The following is a 20,719-nucleotide window of genomic DNA, read 5'->3' on the forward strand; positions in this document are numbered from 1 at the left end:
CAGGCAAAATTAATAAATTAGATATATGCTTTTTCCATAAGAACATAATTGAGGTATTATAAATAGTTTTCAATAATTGGAATTACAATTTCAGCCATCATTCCATAGCCTTTTTCATTGGGATGAACACCGTCTGCAGAAAGTAAAACTTCTTTATCATCTAAAAAAGCCGAATGGAAATCAATATAATGCAATGAATTTTCAGCAGCAATATTTTCTAGGATTTGATTGTAAATCAAAACCTCATCACTCGACCTCAATTTTCCTGAAGCAACCTCTATTCCATCTATATTTTTCGAAATCGGCAGAATGCTCACCAAATAAATATCTTGCGTATATTGTTTTGTCAGTTGAATAGCTGTTAAAATATTAATCTTAAACTGTTCCGGGTTTACTATATAATTCCCTTCTTTTACAGCCAAATCATTTGCTCCATAACCAATGAAAATAATATTTCCATCTGCAGCATTTCTGGCCGCCATTTCGTGAGGCATTCTTTTTAAAAGACCTTCGGTTGTTTCGCCACCGATTCCAAGGTTAAAGAGAATCAACTCGTTGCTGCCTTCATTATATTTTTGCAAAGCATATCTTTTCAAGATATCCACCCAGCCTCCAAAAATGCCATCGTATTCTCCGTAAGTGATGCTGTCACCGAAGAACAGTCCATACATCATTTTCTTCATTTTTATCTAAATTTTTACAATTAAAACTAATCCAAAATTAGTCTAATATTTTTGTGCGACTCCATCATTTCAATTAAAATTTCAAATAAGGTCTGTCCTTTTCCCTCAATCAAATCATCCAGTTTTTGTTGAATTAATTTTACATTGTAAGGCTTTCCCATTCTGATTTTATTTTCATAAAATTCTTTAGTCAAATCAAAACCTAAATCTTCTCTCGACTTTTGGGAATTTTTCCAGGTTATGTCTGTATCTACGCCATACAAAATATCATCAAATCCGTCCAGAGTCGCGACATTCCAATCTTCATCTTTCATAAAAAGCTGGGAAACTTCTTCGTAGAAACCATCTATATTCGAAAAATGACTGCCATTGATGACAGTCATTTTCTTTTTATTGTTATTTGAAGTATTCAACTCCATTTTTAAAGATATTGTGATAATTCGCAGTTGGAATGTTTTTCATCAATCCTTCTGCAAAACGTTCAGGGTGCCCCATTCTACCGAAGATTTTTCCGTCCGGACTGGTAACGCCTTCAATTCCGAACAATGAATTATTTGGGTTGAACGGCATTCCGTGAGCAATATTTCCTTCTAAATCTAAATACTGCGTTGCAATCTGCCCATTTTCATATAACTTTTGGATTTCAGCTTCCGAAGCCATAAAACGACCTTCCCCGTGAGAAATCGGAATCGTGAACACCTGGTCTTTCATTCCTTTCAACCAAGGCGATTCGTCATTCACCACTCTTACATTTACCATCTGAGAAATGTGTCTTCTGATCGCGTTGTGAGCCAAGGTCGGAGAATTTTCATCCAGATCTTTAATTCTTCCGTAAGGCAATAATCCTGATTTTACCAACGCCTGGAAACCGTTACAGATCCCGATAATCATTCCGTCTCTGTCCAGTAATTCATGAACTGCATTTCTCATTTTTTCGTTCTTTAAAACGTTGACAATGAATTTTGCAGAACCATCCGGCTCATCACCTGCTGAGAATCCCCCTGAGAAAGCCAAAATCTGAGAAGTTTTGATTTCTTCTACCCACGCATCAATGCTTTCATCCAATAACTGGTGATTGATGTTGATTAAAGGCAGACTGTTGATTACAGCGCCTTCTTTTGCGAAAGCATTCAGCGTATCATACTCACAGTTTGTTCCAGGGAAAACCGGTGCGAATACTTTCGGCTGAGCAATTCCGTGTTTTTTAATGATGATATTTCTTGGGTTGATCGAGTTTAGTTTTTCGTCGATCTCAACTGTTATTCTTTCTTTTTCAATCGTTGGGAAGAGATTTTCAAAGGTGTTAGTGTTTGCAGCTAATAATTGGTTGATTGTTGTTGGTTGTTGGTTGATTGTTAAAACTTCGTCTGCAACAACTTTTCCTATTAACTGAAGGTTTACAGAGCTTAATTCTTCTTTAGATTCAATGATTAAGCTACCGATATTTTTAGCTAATAAAACAGATTCAGCAACTGTAATTTCAGCACCTAATCTGTTTCCGAAACTCATTTTTGCCAAAGCAACTGCAACTCCGCCTTCCTTAATCGTTTTTACTGAAACAATTTTTCCGGCTTTGATATTTTCGAAAATAAATTCATAAATATTTTTTAAAGCATCATAATTCGGAAGTCCGTTTTCCTGAGCGATATGATTGAAGAAATAGACTTTATTTCCTTTACCTTTAAATTCAGGAGAGATAATATTTTTCTTTTCTCCGTTTGCACAAGCGAAAGAAATCAATGTTGGCGGAACATTCAGATCCTGATACGTTCCACTCATTGAGTCCTTACCTCCGATCGCAGCCAAACCAAAGTTGATCTGAGCATCGTAAGCTCCCAAAAGCGAAGCCAAAGGTTTACCCCATTTTTCAGGATTCTGCCCTAATTTCTCAAAATATTCCTGGAAACTGAATCTGATATTTTTGTAATCGCCACCCATTGCAACGATTTTTGCAACACTTTCTACCACCGCATAAGAAGCTCCCAACAAAGAATTCTGTTTAGAAATTTCTGCATCAAATCCCCAACTCGCCAAAGAAACCGTTTCAATATCTTTTGCTCCGATGATCGGTAATGTCTGAACACTTCCTTCCATCAAAGTCTGCTGATATTTTCCACCTAAAGGCATCGCAACCGTAGTTGCACCAATCGATGAATCGAACATTTCAAGTAAACCTTTTTGAGAGGCAACGTTTTTATCACTTAATATTTTTAAGAAATTCTCTTCGTTAAATGCACGAGTTTCTTCTTTTACTTCATTAAGGTGAGTAATTTTAACTTCCTGACTTTTCGAACAACCGTTCGTATCTAAGAATTCTCTTGAAAGATCTACAATTTTATCGCCTTTCCAGAACATCTGCATTCTTCCAGAATCTGTCACTTTTGCCACTTCAACAGCTACAATATTTTCAGCTTCACAGAACTTGATGAATTTTTCTTTATCTTTTGGCTCAACCACAACTGCCATTCTTTCCTGAGATTCGGAAATAGCCAGTTCCGTTCCGTTCAAACCTTCATATTTTAAAGGTAAAACATCCAAATTAACTTCCAAAGAATCAGCAATTTCACCAATCGCTACAGAAACACCACCAGCTCCGAAGTCATTTGATTTTTTAATCAGTCTCGTCACTTCAGGATTTCTGAATAATCTCTGAATTTTACGTTCTTCAACGGCATTTCCCTTCTGAACTTCAGAACTCATCGTGTGGATAGAAGTTTCGTCCTGCTCTTTTGAACTTCCGCTTGCTCCACCAACACCATCGCGACCAGTCGCACCACCTAAAATGATGATAGAATCACCAGCTTCAGGTTTTTCACGTCTTACCCAGTCTACAGGAACCGCTCCGGCAACGAAACCAACTTCCATTCTTTTGGCTTTGTAACCTTCATCGTAGATTTCAGAAACCATTGTAGTCGCCAAACCGATTTGGTTACCATAAGAAGAATATCCGTTCGCAGCCTGTTTTGTGATTGTTTTTTGAGGTAATTTGCCCGGTAATGTTTTATCAACTGATTCCAAAACATCTGCAGCACCCGTTAATCTCATCGCCTGGAAAACGAAAGAACGTCCGGACAAAGGATCTCTGATTGCACCACCTAAACACGTTGAAGCCCCACCAAAAGGCTCAATTTCCGTAGGGTGATTGTGTGTTTCGTTCTTGAATAATAAATACCAAGGTTCTTTTTTACCATCATATTCAGCTTCAATTTGGATTGTACAAGCATTGATTTCATCAGAAACCACCAAGTTCTCCAGATTGCCTGTTTTATGGAAATATCTTCCGCAAACTGTCGCCAGATCCATTAAAGAGATTGGTTTCAATTCGCGTCCTAAGAATTTCCTTTTTTCGATGTAATCATTGAAAATCGTTTCCAATGTATGTTTAAACTGTCCTTCAAATTCAATATTTGACAACTCCGTTTCAAACGTTGTGTGACGGCAGTGGTCGCTCCAATAGGTGTCTAAAACTTTCAGTTCTGTTTCCGTAGGATTTCTGTTCTCAGATTTAAAATATTCCTGAATGAATTTCAAATCATCTAAACCTAATGCAAAACCGTGATTGTTAAAGAACTCTTCAAGCTGAACATCATCGAAATTGATGAAATTTTCGTGAACAATTACTTTTGACGGCGTTTCTTCTGCAGGAATATCTAAAATGGTTAAATCTTTTTCCTGAGATTCTACTTTATTGATTAAAAGATCTTTTATTTTAACTAAATCAGATTCAGAAACTCCTTCGAACTCGATTAATTTTCCGCTTCTTACTTTAGTTTTCTCATTTCCAGTCAGTAAAGCGATACATTGTTGGGCAGAATCTGCACGCTGGTCATATTGACCAGGCAAAAATTCTAAGGCGAAGTGGATTCCCTGTGCAGGATTTTCTTCGATTAGAATATCAGTAACCGGATCCACAAAAGTACTGTTCACCACTTTTTCGAATTCACCGTCGTTTAATCCAAAAATATCGTAAACATTGTATACTTTTACACTTTGGATAGACGGAACCACTGCTTTTACTTCATCAAAAATTTTTGGACTTTCCACATCGAAAATTCCTCTTTTTTCTACGAAAATTCTTTTGTTTTGAGACATTAGATGTCAGATTTTATTTAATATTAGATTTATTTTTCTTTCAATTTTATATCTATTGAACGATAACCATCTTCAGATACAGAGTGTAACAGTAAAAAACTTCCTCTATAATTGTCACATCGCTGATGCGGCAATCTCAAATCAACAAAGACAGAATTAGATTACCTCATTCTTCAGATATTTTTCAGAGAACCTATGTCAGATTGTTACTTTCTAATCATCCACATTGGTCTCATTCCAGAGTACAAATTTACTCTTTTTACTTTCTCTCACCACAATCTTTTTCTTATAATACCAATGCCAGATTATTATCTTTGGTACCATCATTATTGGATGTCCTTTTAGAAGCTCCAATCCATTCTTCTTTATTTAATACCAATCTGAAGGAATAAGTTTTTCCTTTTTCAAAACGAGATGCCGGAACCTCCAATTCATAGTGATTCCTGCCCTTTTTCACCATCTGATATTCTTTATTTTCAGCATCCCAATCATTGAAGCTTCCTGCTACGGAGACCGTATGAAGAAGGTTTGCGTCTAAATTTACGGGATGGGTATAAGAAAAAACGACTTTATCGCCTTTCACCGTATATCCGTATACCTGCTTTTCGTCTGAGCTTGAAATAAGATCTTCCACTAAACTGCTGGTTCCGTTATAAAGTGTCCCAAATGTATCGGCTCCGGTGATATTTACAATAATGCAGACTCCCAGATTCAATTCAGGAAATACTGTAAACAAGCTATTTATTCCGTAAGAACCACCATGTTTGTATCCTCTTTTCCCGAATTCGGTAATCAAGTATTTGTCCCAGAAATATCCGGTCCAGGCTTCTTTACTATTGTTGACATTTCTTTGAGATTCCTGTACTACTTTATTTTTTGGATCTAATTCTTCTTTTAAGAATTTCATCATATCTTCCATGGTAGATTCGGTTTTAGAACCCCCTGCTCCCCATAAAAGACTTGTTGAAATTGGCATCAGCCGGCCGTTTTCATAATATCCGTTGGCCTGAGCTTCATTTTTATCAAGTTCCAGTTTGGTATGATTCATTCCAGCTTTTGAGAAAATATTTTCTTTCAAAAGGGTTTCATAATTTTTTCCATAAATATTTTCCAGCATAAGACCGGTTAGCTCCAGACTTGTATTGCTGTATTTATATTTTGTCCCTGGCTTTGCATCTAACTTTACAGTAGACAGCTCTTTTTTAAAGTCGTCTTTTGTATATCCTTTATTAAGTTTCTCGTAAAGAAAAGGGGTCTCATCATTCATATTTTTTCTGAGCTCATCATCAATAGGCAGATTTCTAGGTAAAGCGGTTTGATAAGAAATTAAGTCACGGACTTTTATCGGAACTCCATCATATTCTAAGTTGGGATAAGAACCTTTCAGATATTTTCTTACATCATCATCAAGGTTTACTTTCCCTTCCAGAACTGCCTGAGCCAGCAATTGCCCTGTAAAAAGCTTAGTAATAGAAGCTATGGCGAAATAAGTATTATCGTTTGCTTTATTGCCTTTTCCTTTGTCTATTTCTCCAAAGTGTCTGGTATAAATTTTTCCATCTTTGATAAGCCCAACAGACACAGAGTATGCTTTAGATTCTCCCGCTACTTTCTGAGCCGCAGCATCTATGATTGAGTACACTTTTTTATCACTTTGTGCATGGTTCATTACAGACGCCACAGCAAAAATAAATACAAGGATATTTTTTCTCATTAAGTTTAATCTGGTTATTTTTTGAATTTATTCGGGTTATCAGGGTGTTCTTTTTGATATTGTTCTGCTTCTTTTATTTCATTTTTCAACCATTCTTCAAAAGGAACTTTTTGCTCATTGTATGATTTTATGGTATAAATTTTCTTAGCATCTTCTGAAACCAGGAATTTAAAGCGATAGAGCATTCCCAAATCATTCTTTGTATAGTCATAAGTATTTACCTGATAATAAGAGAAATTTTCTTTTGGTCTTTCTACAATTTCAAAATACAGTCTCTTTTCTTTTTCAGGTATTTTATTGTATTGGTTTACATAATAAAGGTCTGCCAGCAGCTTATTTTGTTTATCAAAAAACTGGAGAATATTTTTCTCTTTTTCGTTGTATTGAAAAGGGTATGGATAATATTTTCCAACAATTTTCACGTCCTTATCGGAATATTTGGTAAGCGGCTGAACCGTTTCTCCTTTGGTATTCATCATTCCCCATTTCTCGCCGGGTACTTTTATATATCCGCCCTCATCGTTCCTTTTACATCCGTCACAAAATGAAGCATATCCATACGTAAAATGGTCAACAAAATCATGTTTGGGTTCAATAACTGTTTTTCCGTTTCTATCCACAAAACCGATCTTTCCGTTTTTAACGAAACGTCTCAGCCCTTCTACAAAATAGTCAGGGCCATTATCATATAGGAATGGAGTATAAAGGAAATTCCCTTTTCTGTCATAGATATATCCCCAGGCATATTTCTGAGGCTTTTCGCCTTTTTTCTCGCCGTCAAAGAGAATGGTTTCTCCCTCTACCGGATCACCATCTTTAAGGTCTGAATAAATTTTAAATTGTGCAGGAACAATGATCTTCCCATTTTGGTTTTTAACTCCAACCAATGAATCTTTTGATTTAAAATACTTCAACACTTCTTTCTCCTGAGAAAAAGAAAGTACAGGCATTAATAAAATAGCTAAAAGTATTTTTTTCATTAATTGATTTGGTCGGGTTAAAATAAAATATGCAGCCGAAAAAGCTGCATACTTACATTATACTTTAAGATCTGCCTCTAATCCTATTAAGTCTTTGTTTTGATCAATAATCGGCTGGACTTCATTGGCAATGAATTCCTCCGTTTGAATGGGTGCAAAACCGATGAAATTTTTAGGATCAAGAACCTCTTTTAATTTTGATTTATCCAGTTTTAATGAATTGTCATTCAGGATTCTTTCGATAAGGTCGTTCTCCTTACCTTCTACTTTCACCTGCTTAGACGCTTCCATGGAATGAACCCTTATTACTTCGTGGATTTCCTGACGGTCGCCACCAGCTTTTACCTCTTCCATAATGATGTATTCCGTCGCCATGAAAGGAAGTTCATCCATAATATGCTTGTTGATTCTGTTCGGATACACCACAATTCCGTTCATGATGTTGTTCCAGATCAATAGAATTGCATCAACCGCTAAAAATGCCTGAGGAATTGTTAATCTCTTGTTTGCAGAATCGTCCAACGTTCTTTCAAACCACTGTGTTGAAGCTACCATCGCAGAACTTGTCGTTAAAGACATTACATATTTTGCCAACGCTCCAATTCTTTCGCTTCTCATTGGGTTACGCTTGTACGCCATTGCCGATGAACCGATCTGGTTTTTCTCGAATGGTTCTTCAATTTCTTTCAGATTTTGAAGTAAGCGTAAATCGTTTGTAAATTTATGTGCTGACTGAGCAATATTTCCTAATAAAGCTACCACTTTAGCATCGATTTTTCTGTCGTAAGTCTGTCCGGAAACTCCAAAAACTTTTTCAAAACCGAATCTTTTTGACAATTCTTTATCTAAATGTTTCACTTTAGAATAATCTCCGTTGAAAAGCTCCAAGAAACTTGCAGCAGTTCCGGTTGTTCCTTTTACACCTCTGAATCTTAATGTTTCCAAGAAGAAATCAAGCTCTTCGATGTCAAGAACTAAACTCTGTAACCAAAGTGTGGCTCTTTTTCCGACGGTCGTTAACTGAGCCGGTTGGAAGTGTGTGAAACCTAAAGTTGGAAGATCTTTATATTGAATAGCAAAATCTGCTAAGTTTTTCATTACGTTCACCAACTTTTTCTTCAAGATTAAAAGTCCGTCACGGATCTGAATTAAATCTGTATTATCACCTACAAAGGCTGAAGTTGCCCCCAAATGAATAATTCCTTTTGCTGAAGGCGCTACATCACCATAGGTGTGAACATGAGCCATCACATCGTGACGGAATTTTTTCTCATACTCTGCTGCTTTATCATAATCAATGTTTTCAGCATTAGCTTTCAACTCAGCGATCTGCTCGTCTGTAATTTCAAGTCCAAGGTCTTTTTCAATTTCAGCAAGAGCTATCCAAAGCTTTCTCCAAGTACGGAATTTGTTATTGTGTGAGAAGTTAAATAACATTTCTTCACTGGAGTAGCGCTCTTCCAATGGATTTTTGTAGGAATTCATTCTTTCTTTTACTTTTAGATATGCAAAAATACGGTTTTTCAGCGAGAGTTGAAAATGAGATTGATGTTTAAATTTATTAAAAAACAGGAACATTTGTTTTCAAAAATGTATCAGTCAATTAAAACCGGAATTTTTATATAACTATCATTGTACCATTTAATAATTAAAGGTTCGGATGCATCTTTTATCGTTTCGGAGCTTACTTCTTTTCCTGTTCCGTAATTGATCTGTGAAAATGGATTTTTATTAACATTAATTGCCACCACAATCCGGCTTCCTTTTTTAATTCGTTTACTCACTAAATGAGTGTTTGTGAACTGTATTGAAGCTTTTTTATCCGGCTCAAGCAGATTTCTTTGTGTGATATCATTTGCATAGCTGGCTCTTCCAATGTAATAGGATAAGTGGAAATATTTTCCTTCGGAAGTTAATTCATATAATGTCACCCCAAGATCCACATCTTTTTTATTAATTGAAATATTAAGTTCTCCTAAAAAAGAGCCATTGATGATCATTGATTTTTTAACAGGATCACTCATGAATACAAATCCGTTGTTTTTGTTTATTTCATCCTTTTCTATGGGATCCGGATAATAATCATTGTTGCTGGTTGTACGATCGACAAAGTCCACCGTTTGAATCAGATACGTATTCTTACGAGACATTTTGGGATCTAAGAAATAATATTCCTTTCGTTTTATATTCGAAAGATAAAATTTCAGGAAATCATTATGCATATTTTCTAACGAAGAAGCGCTTCTCCATTCATTATCCCCCATTACTTCATAATTTATTTTGTCTTTGAGGATGTCGGGCTTTTTCCCTTTTTTTAAAACATAATCAAACCAATCATAAGTAATTTTTTTAATATCAAAAAGTGAAACACTATCTACTTTATATCCATTAATAATTTTTTCTCCTCCGCGCTGCGTTCCAAAATGTCCATATGGACCAATAATCAGATAAAACGGTGTTTTGGAATTATATTTTTGTAATTCCCTGAGATAATAGAGTCCAGAATTCTGCGAATCATTGTAATAGCCATCAATGGCCAGAACAGGAATAGTAATCTGCTTAAAATCATTTTTATAGGGAGCCATTTTTTGCCAGTATTCATCAAAATCAGGATGTGCAATCCAACGTTGAAACCATTTGTTAGGACTCCCATCAATACTATCCATTTTATTATAGGCAACTCCTGTTTCCCACCATCTAAACATCATCCCTCTAAATCGTTTCCGGTCGTTTCCGGTTTCAGTATCGAGATATTTATTGTTTGCGACATAAAAAGCCCATTCATAATTTGGATTTATAAAAATATTATTCTCCATCGGCAATCCCATTCCTGGTCTGTTAGCAACATAGGGTACAATAGTTCTAAGGGCAGGATGCTGTGCTTTACAAGCTGCCCACTGAGTAAACCCGTTATAACTTCCCCCATACATGCCGACACTTCCATTACACCATTTTTGTTTACTGATCCAGTCAATCACATCATAAGCATCATTTCCATCAAACTCGTACGGAAAAATATCATTTGGACTATATCTCTTTCCTCTTGTATAGGCTATTACCCCTATATATCCTCTGTCGGCCGCATCTTTCAGGCTCTGAAGATCACGATCCTTATCACGGACATAAATTGTGAATTGAAAAATAACAGGAAGTGCATATTCAATATCCTTTTTTCTCACAACAATCGCAGAGACCATTGCACCATCTCTCATTTTGATCATTACACTATCCTGAATATTGTAATCATTTTCTTTCGGATCAGATTGTTGGGTATACACTAAAACGGGAATACTAAAAAAAATTATCAGCAAATATTTTATCATGTTTTTCAAGATTAAATCATATATAAATAACAAATCAGAAAAACATCTTATTACATCTATTATTTACTTACAAAAAAGCCATTCTTTACGAATGGCTTTTTTGTATTTCTGTTATTTCTGATTACTACTGGTAGATTACTACATTATCTTTTTTAATCTGGTATCCTGTTTTCTTGTACGGAACCAAAACATAGCTTTCTTTAATGTGTTTGCCACTTTTCCAGATCTTAGATTTTCCCTGTCTGTCGAGAATAATACTGTTTGAGCTTCCATCCGGAATGAAAATTTCAGCCTTGCTCATATTTTTACTGAAAATAACCGCCGTTGATGTGGTATAGCTTTTATCTGAATTCACTTCTTTCAGCTTTATTTTCTGTTCAAAAACTCTTACGCAGTCATTTCTGAGCTGTGAATAGGTATAACCCGCAGAACCTTTGCAGCCGTGAACGTCTTTGTCGCCTCCTACAACAGGAGTTTTTTGTGCAAACACTAAAAAAGTAAAGAACATTGCACCCAATAAAATTGTTTTTTTCATATCTAATTTTTTTGTTTTCTTATTGGTAAAAATTATGCCAAAATATGGTATCAGTTAATTTATTTCTAAGTTACAAAAAAGCCACTCAAATTGAGCGGCTTATAAAAAATTATTTTGTCCAGTTGATTTTTGAATGTTTCACATCAGAAGAATTCGTACCGATCATGATATCAAATTCTCCGGGTTCCCAATCGTACTTCAAATCTCCGTTATAGAACTTCAAGCTTTCCGGAGTAATATTGAAGGTAACCTTTTTAGATTCTCCTTTTTTCAACATTACTTTCTGAAATCCTTTTAATTCTTTTACAGGTCTTGTGATGCTTCCTACCATATCTCTGATGTATAATTGAACAACCTCTGCTCCATCGTAGTTTCCGGAGTTGGTTACGGTAACGGAAGCCTGAATGGTTTGATTTCCTTTTGGATTGGCGTTGGAAACCGTAACATCAGAATAATCAAATTTTGTATAACTCAACCCATAACCGAACGGATATAAAGGCGTATTACATTCATCCATATAGTTTGAACGGAACCTTTGATATTCGCATTTATCAACCAATGCCTGATCTAACGGGCGACCTGTATTTTTAGCATTATAATAAATAGGAACCTGTCCTAAACTTCTTGGGAATGTCATCGGTAATTTTCCTGAAGGATTTACTTTTCCGAAAAGAACATCTGCAATTGCATTTCCTGCTTCCGAACCGGCAAACCAAGCATTCAGGATTGCGTCAGGAGTATCTTTTACATTGGTTAAAGCCAAAGGACGGCCTGTGAAGAGCACCATTGCGATTGGTTTCCCCGTTTTTTTCAATTCGTTTAACAAATCTACCTGAGACTGTGGAATCGTAATCTCCGTTCTTGAAGAAGACTCTCCACTCATTTCTGCTGATTCTCCGATAGCCAAAACGATAACATCTGATTTTTTTGCAATATCAACCGCTTCTTTCAACAATTCTTCTTTTGAACGGTTATCTCTGTCGGTTTTTTTACCATGAGCCGCATAAATATCTTCTAATTTTGCATCGTAATCAATATTCGCACCCTTAGCAGAAAGGAATTTTACTTCTTTACCATAATTTGCCTGCAAACCTTGCATTAAATTAACAGAAATAGCGTGTTTTGTAGCCACACTCCAAGTTCCTGCCATATTCAGTGAATTGTTTACCAATGGTCCTATTACCGCAACTGTACCTGATTTTTTCAAAGGCAATACCTGGTTTTCGTTTTTCATCAATACCATTGACTGAGCTGCCGTACTTCTTGCGATATTACGGTTTTCCAAATTGTAAACCTCTTTTTCTGCCAGTTTTGCACTTCCGTATTTGTAAGGATCATCAAACAATCCCAAATCATATTTAGCTTCAAGAATTCTTCGTGCTGCCATATCGATTTCAGCTTGTGTAACTTTTCCTTCCGATAAAGATTTTTTCAAAGTTGTTAAAAATCCTTCACCTACCATATCCATATCTACACCTGCTTTTAGGGCCAAAGCCGAAACCTGCTGAAGATCACCCATTCCGTGGTCAACCATCTCGTTGATTCCTGTATAATCGGTAACAACAAAGCCTTTAAATTTCCATTGATTTCTTAAAACATCGGTCTGCAGCCATTTATTTCCCGTTGCCGGAACACCATCAACTTCGTTAAAAGAAGCCATTACAGAAGCTACACCTGCATCAACTGCCGCTTTATAAGGAGGAAAATATTCGTTGAACATTCTCACGTGGCTCATATCTACCGTATTGTAATCTCTTCCTGCTTCACCTGCTCCGTACAATGCAAAATGCTTCACACAAGCCAAAATCGTATTTCCGATAGAGAGATCTTTTCCCTGGTAGCCATACACCATATTTTTAGCAATTTCACTTCCTAAATACGGATCTTCACCGGAACCTTCAGAAACTCTTCCCCATCTTGGTTCACGAGAAATATCCACCATCGGAGAGAACGTCCAGTTAATCCCATCAGCAGAAGCTTCTCTTGCCGCTACTCTCGCTGACTGCTGAACTAAGTTCATATCCCAGGAAGCGGCTAACCCCAATGGAATAGGGAAAGTCGTTTCATAACCGTGAATAACATCCATTCCGAAAATTAAAGGAATTTTCAGGCGGCTGTTTTCTACTGCTACTTTCTGAACAGCTCTGATTTTTTCGGCTCCTTTTATATTGAATAATCCGCCCACTAAGCCCTGCTTCACTTTTTTTCCGATATCTGAACTTTTAGCCAGTCCTGTGGTAAAGTCCCCTGAACTCGGCAAGTTAAGCTGACCTATTTTTTCATCCAGCGTCATTTTAGACAGGAGATTATCTACAAAGGTTTTCTTTTTAGCCTGATACTGGGCTGTCTGATATGACTGAACGGGCTTCGTTACCATTTCCTGTGCCGAAAACACAGGTGCCAATGCTAAGGTGGCGATTACAATTAACTTTTTCATAAATCTATCTTCTTTAATTATCGTTCTATTTTTTGTTTTTTTCATAATGCATTTTAAACGCAAAGCTCGCAAAGATCTTATTTAAAATACCCTGCCTATTTTTCTTTCGCAAAGGCGTTTCACTCAACAAAGGCTTACTGTTTAAAATACTTATACTAAATTATTTCTCTTTTTTCTTTGAGAGCATCCATTCATACAATTTTGGATTGGAATATGTCGAATCCCACGAATTATGATTATCATTCGGGAAAATTGTCAATTCCGCAGACGGATTAACCGGATGAAGTTTTTGGTAAAAATTGAATGCATTTTCAGGCAAAACCACATCATCCATTCCGCCATGAAAGATTTTCATGTTTAGATTCTTGTACTGATGAATATTCGCATACATCACCCGATCTGTAGGTGCACAAACTGAAACAACTGCAGCAAACATTTCAGGATGTTCCATTGCCAGTTTCAATGTTCCCCAACCTCCCATAGAAAGTCCTGTAAGGTAAATTCTGGAAGCATCTATCTTATACTTTTTCTGAATTTCTTTAATCAAATGATAAACCGTCACCGTATCCCACCAGGTATTTTCCGGGCATTGAGGTGCCAAAATAGCCACAGGTTCCTTTATCAGATGTTTGTATGTAAATGGACTGTGCGCTTTTACGAGTTCTAAATTACTTCCTCTTTCACCGGAACCATGAAGAAATACAATCAAAGGAACGTTTCCTTTTGATTTCTGAGGGTAATCAAGAATGTAAGAAATCTTCTCTTTCCTTGTAACTTCTTTATTTAATTCCGCCTTAACCTCCTGAGCATTGAGACTCAGTGACAGTGGCAGAAATAAAAGCGGTAAATGGGTTAGTTTTAGTTTCATTTTAATATTTCAGGTTTGTTTGGTTTTAATTAGCCCCGATTGCAGCGGCATCCTTTTTTGTTGTGGGCGGAGTGAAACGAGCCCGTAACAAAAAAGATATAGCGGAAAGCGGGATTAAGCTTCTAAAAAACTATCTATTTAATATGATACTTTTCAGATTTGAAGCTTAGTTTCTTTAGTCCTTGCTGTATTTCAGGAGCATTCATGAATAGTTTCCATAAAAATCCTGTCCTGTAATTCTCAATCATCGGAGCGATTGTACCCTGATCGATTGCTAAATACCTTGGTGTTGTCCAGTTGTTATAATTGATTGAAGTCGCATCATAAGGTCCTGCAGAACCAATGAATTCAGGCTTTTGAGTATACATAAATCTCAGGAAATCCATAGATTCTTTTGGCGAATAAGGGAAACTGCTTAATGCCGCCGTCGGAGTAATTACCCCGTGATCATTTTGTGGAAAATGTGCATCATAGCCCACACCTCCATCTGTATTTCTTGAATAACTAGCCGTTAATCCCCAATAATTGGGTCCGTATCCTTTCCAGCCTTTCGGATTTTCAACACAATATTTATAATCAATAAGGACCTGATTTTTATTTAAATCAAAATAGTTTTTAATTAATTTATCGGACAAATCCGTAGGATCTAAGCCAATGTAGGAATAGTGCGCCCAAAATAAAGGACCTCCATACTCTTCCGCTCCGTTATGTTTAACATACATCGGAAGTCCGTATTTTTCTTTATCTGAAAGATAAGTTCCGTTTCTTGTCCATCCTTTATAATACGTTTCCGCGTCTATAGAATAAGTAGGTGAGGATGCAGCCAGAATATAGGTAACCAAACACTCATTGTACCCCTGAAGTGGAAAATTCATTTCCCATTGATATTCCGGAGACCAGTGCCAGTAAAGGACTTTTTCACCACCTTTTGTATACCAGTTCCACTGAATTCCTTTCCAAAGCTCATCACATTTTTTAGCCAGTGCTTTTTCTTCAGCATTTCCGTTTTTGAAATACTCACGAACCATTAAAATTCCTGAAGTAAGAAATGCTGTTTCCACCAAATCTCCGCCATTATCTTTTTTTCCAAAAGGGACTGTCTTTCCGGTTTCTCCATTGATCCAGTGTGACCAGGCTCCTTTATAACGGTCTGCTTTTGCCAGAAAATCCATCATGGTTGTCAAGCGTTTCACCGCATCTTTTCTAGGAATAAAGCCGCGCTCAACTCCCACCAATATTGTTGCTAAACCAAATCCTGATCCACCCGTTGTAACAACGTGTTTATCATTATCCGGATAGATATTGTCTTCGTGATAGCGCTCTCTTCCCAACATTGAATTGGGTTCCGCGTAATCCCAGAAATATTTTAAAGCATCTTTCTGAACCCTGTTCATGAGCTGTTCGTCGGAAATATTGCTTTTTACAGCTTCAATTTTTGAAGCTTCTTGTTTAACACTTTGAGAATTCTTGCAGGAAACGGCAAATAGTGATGCTGCAATGATGGGTAATAGTATCCTTTTCATTGTATCATTTTTTATGAAATATAAAAGAAGAGGAGAACTTTCATTCTCCTCTAAAGTTTTATCAATAATTATTAGTAACCAGGGTTTTGAGTTAAAACACCATTACTTTGATTAATGGAATTTAATGGAATTGGAAATACTTCATTTTTCCCAGCTTTAAATCCATAAGAAGCTAAAACAGTTACCGCCTGACCTGTTCTTACAAGATCTACAAAACGGTCACCTTCTAATGCAAGCTCTACTCTTCTTTCGTGCCAAATGGCATTCCTTAAACTGCTTTGTCCAGATGCAGTTGTATTTGGAAGCTGAGCTCTTGTTCTCACTTTATTCAAACTTGTAGTAGCCACGGCAGTATTTCCTAATTCGTTTGCTGCTTCAGCATTGACAAGAAGAATTTCTGCGAATCTTAAAATTCTTATGTTCTGAATAGAACCATATGCACAGCTATTATTATTAAGAGATGTCGGGACATATACTTTCTGATTCCACATATCGCCTGCTTGAGGATCTCCTTTGTGAATCAAATCTCCTTCAGGAGTTGTTTCTCCTTCTCTTAAAATAGTCAACTCTTTTCTAATATCTCCCGGCTCAAATGCGTTTTCTAAAGCAGTTGTTGGAGTGAAGAACCCCCACCCGAATTGATTCCTAACGCCCTGAACTTCAGCATACTGACTACCGCCAAACTGCGAAGAACATTGACAATTCACTTCAATAACAGATTCTGACCCAAATTCTCCAGCTGGTCTAAACAAATGATTAAAATCAGGATCTAAAGCATATCCCATTGAAATTACCTGATTTGAAGTATCATAAGCTTTTTGCCAATCTTTTTTGTAAAGATATACTTTAGAAAGTAGCCCAAGAGCGCCACCTTTAGTAACTCTACCTAAGTTCGCTGCATCATAGGATTGAGGTAAAACCGCAGCTGCAGCAGTAAGGTCTGAAATTATAAAATCGTAGACTTCATTAACAGAATTTCTTGGAATGTTATAATTTTTGTCTGCCGGAAGCCCGTCATAAATTGGAACCCCTCCATAAATTCTTACTAAATTAAAATAGAAGTATGCTCTAAGCATTCTGGCTTCTGCTATTAATCTATTTTTAAGAGATTCATCCATATTGATTGCTGGTACATTTGTAATGACCTGATTACAACGATTAACAAACTGCCATTGCCCTATCCAATAACCTTCCACCCCTCCATCACTTGCTGTATAAGTAAAATTATTGTAAACATTAATAAATGAACCATCTCCTGGATTAGATCCTTTTTCTACGTCATCTGCCGGAACTCCAAAAACATATTGTGCGGGAAAAGCCGAATTCTCCCAGCTTCTAAGTGCTACATAAATAGCATTTGTAGCTTGCATTGCATCTTCTTGAGTAGTAAAAAATGTTGCTGCTTCTACTCTTCCAGGTTGTACGGTATCCAAATAATCATCCTTACAACTTACTACAATTCCTATTAAAGCTAATGCTAAAACTATTTTTTTCATGATTTTTAAATTAAAAAGTGATACTTGTACCCATTGTATAGATTGCAGACATCGGATAAATATTATTATCTACCCCCATACTTACTCTATCCGTGCTTGTAATCTCCGGTGAGAAGCCGTGATATTTGAATGATGTCCAAGGGTTTTGAGCACTTAGATAAATTCTTACTTTATTGAAATTAGGCCATTTTGAGAAACCCTTTGGAAATGTATATCCAATCTGAATATTTCTGATACGGAAATAACTTCCATCTTCTACATAAAAACTACTTGGTAAAATTACTGATTGATTGTTGGTAACCATTGGATATGCATTGGATGTACCTGCACCATGCCATCTGTTATTATAAAAATCTAAATCCCAGCTTTCATTACCATAACGCTGTTCCCTGTTATAATTATAGATTTTATTTCCAAATACACCTTGGAAATCGATTCCAAAATCAATATTTGATATATTCATATTAAATCCGAAACCGTAAGTTCCTTTTGGGACCGGACTTCCTAAGAATGTTTTATCTCTCTCATCAATAATACCATTTCCATCTTGGTCTACAAATTTAAACCAGCCCGCTTTTGCTCCCGAAGTCCCTTGTGCTGAAGCGGAAGCTTCTGCATCTGTTTGGAAAACTCCTGCAACTTGGTATCCATAATAGGAACCTACTGCTTGACCAGCTTCAAGTCTTACGATTTGGTTTCCAAAGAGACTTGCTCCCGCATTCTGATAGGATCCCCCAAAAACAGAAGTGATTTCATTTTTCAGCGAAGTGAAATTTCCGTATACTCCTAATCTCACTTTTTCAGAAAGCTTTGCGTCATAGTTTACAGATAGTTCCAAACCTTTGTTTCTAAAAGAAAAAGCATTGGTAATATAATTATTATAATTACTTGCTCCAGAAACTGTACCTTGAACTATACCATACACTACATCTTTAGTATCTTTATCAAAATAAGTAGCTTCAAACTTTAATTTATTTTTTAAAAAAGCCATTTCAACACCAAAATCCTTTCCAGTTGTAATCTCCCAACCAATCGTAGTATCAATAAATTGACTAATTGTTTGAGCTGGAGACCCTGTAGAACCATAATATGCTCCTTCCTTTATAGCAGTAGCAGATAACTGATAGGCGCCATATTGCACATTTGGATTTCCTGTTCTACCCCAGCTTCCTCTTAATTTTAATAGATCAAAAATATTCTGATTACTCATGAAATTTTCCTTCGACACTACCCAACCTGCACTCACAGATGGAAATATTTCATTTCTATTAACATTAAAATTAGAAGATCCATCTCTACGTATAGATGCGTTAATTAAATATTTTCCTTTATAATCATAATTAACTCTTCCAAAAAATGATTGAATTCGAGATAGGTAAGGAATCACATTATAATCTGGATTATATACATCTACTCCAAAAATCTCGTTTCCGTTTGAAATTTGAAGAGAGCCATTAGTACCATCATAATTTACATTACTTGCTTTCCAATAAGCCTGCGAATAATAGTTTTGAGTTCTAGAAAAACCTGCTAAAACATCTAAATTATGAGATCCAAATTTTTTCTTCCAATTTAAAGTATTGTCCCAAACATAATCTCTATTTCTAGAATCCCTTGTTACCAAGGTTGAATTCCCCGGCTTAGGCACATATGTCATTACAGGAGTATATTCATATAAACTTGAATTTAGATTATCATTAGTCAAACTGATTCTAAAAGTAAAGTCTTGTAAAAACTTCACCTCACCCCAAACATTATTCAACATTCTTTGCTGCCTGTTTTGAGATCTGAAAAGATCGAGCTGCGCTCTTGGATTGGTTATATTGGCCAAAGTAAAGTACTGATAATTTCCTGTACTCGGATTTATAGGTCCGTAGACAGGGGGTGCAATATAAGCATTCAATAAAGGGTTGCTTGCTATATTAGTAAGAATTTTAGAAAAAGTAAAATTATCACCTATGGTAATATTATCCGTAATTTTATAGCTTAAATTTGCTTTGGTAGTAAATCTCTTAAAATTACTTCCTGAGTTGATACCTTTATTTGCATCTAAATTTCCTTCATCCTGAAGATATCCTACACTTCCATAATAAGAAAGTTTACCCACTGAACCAGAAGCCGAAAAATCGTTTGAACTGATACTGCTTGGTCTTAAAATTTCTTTATACCAATCTGTATTTCCTGGATATTGTGCTTTTGTAATAAAGTCTGTTGGTAATGGTGGGGTTTTAGAATCATTAATCAATTTTTCATTGTATAATTCTATATATTGATCTCCATTAACCATTTTAGGAATATTAGTAACGGTCTTTATTCCTAAATAAGAATTCACATTAAATGTAGGTTTCTTACCTTTACCTGTTTTCGTTTTAATAATTACAGCCCCATTACCAGCCTGTGCTCCATAAATAGCTAAACTCGAAGGATCTTTAAGAATGCTCATAGACTCAATATCCTGAGGATTAAGATAGGATATATCTGTGGTAATCGAACCATCAACAATATAAACTGTGCTTCCCGTCATAGAGCCGATACCTCTAATATCTACTCTAGGAGATCCACCCGGCGTTCCCGAATTAAAAATTTGTACACCAGCTGCTTTTCCCTGCACCGAGCTTAATGCATTAGAATTAGGCCTATCTGCCAAATCTTTTGATGAAATAACCCCAATACTCCCTGTAACATTTTCTTTTTTCTGAGTACCGTAGCCTACTACAATTACTTCCTCAATTTTCTGTTCCTTAGTTACAGAATCTTTTTTAGGAGTAACCTGCGCATTGACATTCATACCAAAGTATAGAACAGCAATGAGACATGAATACTTTAAATCACGTTGTTTCATATAGTTTAATTTTATTCGTACAATCAAGTCAGGATAAAAACTTTTCAGTTTTTATAGTCTTTTATGGAGAATTCTTTATTCTCAAAAAAAGACATTAATCAAAAATAAAAAAATATCTTAAACAATGTTAAAGTTACTTAAAAAATAATATTAAATCATATTATATGAATAAAAAATTAAAAAAAATATTAAATTATTAAAAAAATCATTAAAAAAAATAAATATA

13 protein-coding genes are annotated in these 20,719 nt (G+C 35.9%); all 13 read right to left on the reverse strand.

The features are described from left to right. Window positions 1-56: 56 nt before the first annotated feature. Window positions 57-683, reverse strand: a complete 627-nt coding sequence (locus MKS83_RS04775) for an SGNH/GDSL hydrolase family protein (RefSeq protein WP_240582200.1) — start codon at window positions 681-683, stop codon at window positions 57-59. Window positions 684-709: 26 nt separating this feature from the next. Further along, the gene (locus tag MKS83_RS04780) at window positions 710-1,102 is read right to left on the reverse strand and encodes a ribonuclease inhibitor (RefSeq protein WP_240582201.1); all 393 of its coding nucleotides are present in this window, start codon (window positions 1,100-1,102) and stop codon (window positions 710-712) included. After that, the gene (locus tag MKS83_RS04785; RefSeq protein ID WP_240582202.1) at window positions 1,080-4,775 is read right to left on the reverse strand and encodes a phosphoribosylformylglycinamidine synthase; all 3,696 of its coding nucleotides are present in this window, start codon (window positions 4,773-4,775) and stop codon (window positions 1,080-1,082) included. Before MKS83_RS04785 ends, MKS83_RS04780 begins: the two co-directional genes overlap by 23 nt. Window positions 4,776-5,061: 286 nt before the next feature. After that, window positions 5,062-6,489 carry a serine hydrolase gene (locus tag MKS83_RS04790; RefSeq protein WP_240582203.1) on the reverse strand — a complete coding sequence of 476 codons (1,428 nt, stop codon included), beginning with the start codon at window positions 6,487-6,489 and terminating at the stop codon, window positions 5,062-5,064. A gap of 14 nt (window positions 6,490-6,503) precedes the next feature. Further along, a complete protein-coding gene (locus MKS83_RS04795; protein ID WP_240582204.1) occupies window positions 6,504-7,469 on the reverse strand; it encodes a WG repeat-containing protein in 966 nt (321 codons plus the stop codon). Between the two features lie 57 nt (window positions 7,470-7,526). Continuing rightward, the gene (gene purB / locus MKS83_RS04800; protein WP_240582205.1) at window positions 7,527-8,954 is read right to left on the reverse strand and encodes an adenylosuccinate lyase; all 1,428 of its coding nucleotides are present in this window, start codon (window positions 8,952-8,954) and stop codon (window positions 7,527-7,529) included. Between the two features lie 110 nt (window positions 8,955-9,064). Next, complete coding sequence (locus MKS83_RS04805) at window positions 9,065-10,780, reverse strand: CocE/NonD family hydrolase (protein ID WP_240582206.1); 1,716 nt, start codon at window positions 10,778-10,780, stop codon at window positions 9,065-9,067. A gap of 136 nt (window positions 10,781-10,916) precedes the next feature. Beyond that, on the reverse strand, window positions 10,917-11,327 hold the full coding sequence (locus MKS83_RS04810; RefSeq protein WP_240582207.1) for a hypothetical protein: 411 nt from the start codon (window positions 11,325-11,327) through the stop codon (window positions 10,917-10,919). 109 nt (window positions 11,328-11,436) lie between these two features. Then, the gene (gene bglX / locus MKS83_RS04815; RefSeq protein ID WP_240582208.1) at window positions 11,437-13,764 is read right to left on the reverse strand and encodes a beta-glucosidase BglX; all 2,328 of its coding nucleotides are present in this window, start codon (window positions 13,762-13,764) and stop codon (window positions 11,437-11,439) included. A gap of 160 nt (window positions 13,765-13,924) precedes the next feature. Continuing rightward, window positions 13,925-14,632, reverse strand: coding sequence for a prolyl oligopeptidase family serine peptidase (locus tag MKS83_RS04820; RefSeq protein WP_240582209.1), 708 nt, complete (start codon window positions 14,630-14,632; stop codon window positions 13,925-13,927). A gap of 134 nt (window positions 14,633-14,766) precedes the next feature. Next, a complete protein-coding gene (locus tag MKS83_RS04825) occupies window positions 14,767-16,155 on the reverse strand; it encodes a glucoamylase family protein (RefSeq protein ID WP_240582210.1) in 1,389 nt (462 codons plus the stop codon). A gap of 71 nt (window positions 16,156-16,226) precedes the next feature. After that, on the reverse strand, window positions 16,227-17,651 hold the full coding sequence (locus MKS83_RS04830) for a RagB/SusD family nutrient uptake outer membrane protein (protein WP_240582211.1): 1,425 nt from the start codon (window positions 17,649-17,651) through the stop codon (window positions 16,227-16,229). A 10-nt stretch (window positions 17,652-17,661) separates the two neighbouring features. Further along, window positions 17,662-20,493 carry a SusC/RagA family TonB-linked outer membrane protein gene (locus MKS83_RS04835; RefSeq protein WP_240582212.1) on the reverse strand — a complete coding sequence of 944 codons (2,832 nt, stop codon included), beginning with the start codon at window positions 20,491-20,493 and terminating at the stop codon, window positions 17,662-17,664. Between the last annotated feature and the right edge of the window lie 226 nt (window positions 20,494-20,719).

Source organism: Chryseobacterium sp. Y16C (assembly GCF_022488405.1).
GTDB lineage: Bacteria > Bacteroidota > Bacteroidia > Flavobacteriales > Weeksellaceae > Chryseobacterium > Chryseobacterium geocarposphaerae.